A 3,743-nucleotide genomic window follows, 5' to 3' on the forward strand; every position below is an offset into this window, starting at 1 on the left:
GGTCAGCACCTGCGAGGCCGCGGCGCCGGTCTCGTCGGCCGCCGCCGCGAGCCCGCCGATGTTGGCCGTCACCGCCCCCGTCCCGGAGGCCGCCTCGCCGACGTTGCGCACGATCTCCTGGGTCGCCGCGCCCTGCTCCTCCACCGCCGCCGCGATCGAGGCCGACACCCCGGAGATCTCCCGGATCCGTCCCGCGATCGCGTCGATCGCCGCGACCGCCTGGCGGGTCGAGTCCTGGATCCGCCCGATCTGGCTGCCGATCTCGCCGGTGGCCCGCGCCGTCTGCGCGGCGAGCTCCTTCACCTCGGCCGCCACCACCGCGAAGCCGCGGCCGGCCTCGCCGGCGCGCGCCGCCTCGATCGTGGCGTTCAGGGCGAGCAGGTTGGTCTGCCCGGCGATCGACGAGATCATCGCCACCACGTCGCCGATCCGGGCCGCCGCCTCGCTCAGGTCCTGCACCACGGCCGCCGTCTGCGCCGCCTCGGCCACCGCCCCCTGCGCCAGCGCCGAGGAGCCGCCGACCTGCCGCCCGATCTCCAGCACCGACGAGCCGAGCTCCTCGGCCGCCGCCGCCACCGTGTTGACGTTCGAGGCCGCCTCCTCGGCGGCCATCGCCACCGTCGTCGACTGCGATGCCGTCTGCGTCGCGGTCGCCGTCATGCTCTGCGCCGTCGCCTGCAGCTCGGTCGCCGCCGCGGTCACCGTCGCGACGATGCCGCCGACCGAGCGCTCGAAGGTGTCGGCCATCTGCCGCATCGCGGCCTTGCGCTGCGCCTCCGCGCCGGCCCGCGCCAGGGCGGTCTCGCTCTCCAGCGCCCGCATGCGCAGCAGCGCAGCCTTGAACACCTGCACCGCGTCGGCGATGCGGCCCATCTCGGTGCGCGTGCCCTGGAGCGGGATCGCGGTCTCGAGGTCGCCCTCGGCCAGAGCCTGCATCGGCCGGACGACGCGGTCGATCCCGCGGCCGATGCCGGCGATCAGCAGCACGGCCATCGCGACCGCCAGGGCCAGGGCCGTCCCGAGGGCCGCGACCATCCAGAACCGGGTGCGCGCGACGGATGCCGCGGCGGACGCTTCCGCGCGCGCGGCGCCCTCCGTGTTGAGGGCGATGATCCTCTCCAGGGCGATCGAGGCGTTGCGGCGCGCGCCGATCCCCTTGCTCTGGTAGGCGAGCAGCGCCTCGGCCTTCTCGCCGGCGCGGGAATGGGCGAGGATCGGCGCCTCGGTCGCGGTGAAGGCGCCCCACTCGCGCAGGAAGGTCTCGTACAGCGCCCGCTCCTCGGGCTGCGCGATGCCGCGCGCGTAGGCGGCCATCCCGGTCTCGATCGCCTGGCCGCGCTGGGCGATGTCGCCCTCGATGGCGGCCAGCGCCTTCGGCTCGGTGGTGAGCATGTGCCGCAGCAGGCTGGTGGTGTACCGCCCGGTCAGCGCGTCGAGGGCGCCGGCGTCGCGGACGTTCGGCAGCCACCGCGTCTGCACGTCGACCAGCCGTTCCTCGACCGTCGCGATGCCGGACAGGCCGGCGAGCCCGAGCCCGAGCACGAACAGGGTCAGCGTCGCGAAGGCGGCGACGAGCCGCGTGCGGATCGAAACATTTCTCAGGGACACGCGCGACTCCGGGAATAAAGTCTTCATGGGCTTCGGCGCCCGAACATTTGCTCGCAATAAAGTATAGGTGGCCCGCGTTAAGGAATACAAAAGCGCAATCCCGATCCGTGCCCGACGCCCGGGGGACGGCGTCCCGCGCCGGCCGTTCCGGCGGGCCCGCGCGCCGGCCGGGTGACGAACGGCACCCGCAAGGCCCTCGCGCCTCCGTGCCGTCCGCGGTAAGGGCAGGACGTCCCGTCCTCGCGATCAGGCGCTTCATGGCGAGCCCGGCCGAACATGCGAGCTTCCTGCCGCCGGTGCTGACGTTCCTGTCGGCGGCGGTGATCGGCGTGCCGATCTTCCGGCTGCTCGGGCAGAGCGCGGTGCTGGGCTACCTCGTCGCCGGGGTGCTGATCGGCCCGTCCGGCCTGTCGCTGATCGCCGAGCCCGAGACGGCGGCGAGCGTCGCCGAGATCGGCGTGGTGCTGCTGCTGTTCATCGTCGGGCTCGAATTGCACCTGTCGCAGCTCGTCTCGATGCGCCGCGACATCTTCGGGCTCGGCACGGCGCAGCTCGTCGTCTGCGCGATCGTGCTCGGGGGCCTCGGCGTGCTGCTCGGCGCGGCGCCCAGCGCCAGCGGCATCATCGGCATCACGCTGGCGCTCTCGGCCACCGCGGTGGCGCTGCAGCTCCTGGAGGAGCGCGGCGACCTCGGCACCGCCTACGGCAGCCGCGCCTTCGCGGTGCTGCTGTTCCAGGACATCGCCGTCGTCGGCATCCTGGCGCTGATGCCGCTCCTCGCATCGGCCGGCGGCGGCAGCGGCGCGCCCTGGCTCGGGGACGCGGCGCTCTCCACCGGCAAGGCGCTGGCGGCGATCGTCGCCGTGGTGCTCGTCGGCCGCTACGGCCTGAACCGCTTCTTCCGCCTGCTCGCCGCGAGCGGCGCCCGCGAGGTGATGACGGCGGCGGCCCTCCTGGTGGTGCTCGGCACCGCGCTGCTGATGGCCGAGGTCGGCCTGTCGATGGCGATGGGCGCGTTCCTGGCCGGCATCCTGCTGTCGGAATCGAACTTCCGCCACCAGCTCGAGGCCGACATCGAGCCGTTCCGCGGCATGCTGCTCGGCCTGTTCTTCATGAGCGTCGGCATGTCGATCGACGGCGGGCTGGTGCGCGCGGTCTGGCCGCTGCTGTTCGGGGCGACCTTCGCGGCGATCCTGGTCAAGGTCGCGCTGGTGGCCGGGCTGTTCCGCCTGTTCGGCTCGACCTGGCTCGACGCGGTGCGCGGCGCCGCGATCCTGGCGCCGGCCGGCGAGTTCGCCTTCGTGCTGCTGCCGCTCGCCGGCTCGCTGGGCTTGACCGACGCCACCGCCACGCGCTTCGCGGTGGCGCTCGCCGCCCTCACCATGCTGATCGGCCCGGTGGCGGCCAAGGGCCTCGACAAGGCGCTCGACCTCGCCCGCGCCCGCCGCGGCAGCGAGGCGCTGCCGGCCACCGACGTGGTCGAGAGCGCCGAGGCCCGCGTCCTGGTGATCGGCTTCGGCCGGTTCGGGCAGATCCTGACGCAGGTGCTGCTCGCCGAGGGCATCGGCGTCACGGTGATCGACAAGGACGTCGAGCAGATCCGCTCGGCCTCGCGCTTCGGCTTCCGGATCTACTACGGCGACGGCACCCGCCTCGACGTGCTGCGCGCCGCCGGCATCGGCCGGGTCGACCTGGTGTGCCTGTGCATCGACGACGCCGAGGCGGCGTTGAAGATCGTCGACATCGTCCACGAGGAGTTCGAGTCGGTCCGCACCTACGTCCGCGCCTACGACCGGATGCACGCCGTCGAGCTGATGAACCGCGACGTCGACTTCCACATCCGCGAGACCGCCGAATCCGCCCTGGTGTTCGGCCGCGCGACGCTGGAGGGCCTCGGGCTGTCCGCCGACGCCGCCGCCGCGCGGGTCGAGGACGTGCGCAAGCGCGACGTCGCCCGCCTCGTGCTGCAGCAGGCCGGGGCGCTCCCCGAGGGCGGCGGCTGGCTGCGCGGCATCGGCGTGCCCGAGATGAAGCCGGAGCCGCTCACCGCCCCGCAGCGCCCGGCCCGCGCGCTCTCGGCCGAGACCCGCGACATCATCGGCAACGACCGCCGCGAGGCCGCCGGCCGCATGCTC

2 protein-coding genes are annotated in these 3,743 nt (G+C 73.9%); one reads left to right on the forward strand and one right to left on the reverse strand.

Annotation, left to right across the window (positions count from 1 at the left end; translation table 11 throughout):
- Window positions 1–1,608, reverse strand: a 1,608-nt coding sequence (locus FV230_RS25695) for a methyl-accepting chemotaxis protein (protein WP_246695002.1), incomplete at its 3' end; no start/stop codon positions are given.
- Between the two features lie 257 nt (window positions 1,609–1,865).
- Here FV230_RS25695 and FV230_RS25700 point away from each other — a divergent pair.
- Window positions 1,866–3,743, forward strand: a 1,878-nt coding sequence (locus FV230_RS25700) for a monovalent cation:proton antiporter-2 (CPA2) family protein (RefSeq protein ID WP_147844403.1), incomplete at its 3' end; no start/stop codon positions are given.

The sequence above is a fragment of the Methylobacterium sp. WL6 genome (assembly GCF_008040095.1).
Lineage (GTDB): Bacteria > Pseudomonadota > Alphaproteobacteria > Rhizobiales > Beijerinckiaceae > Methylobacterium.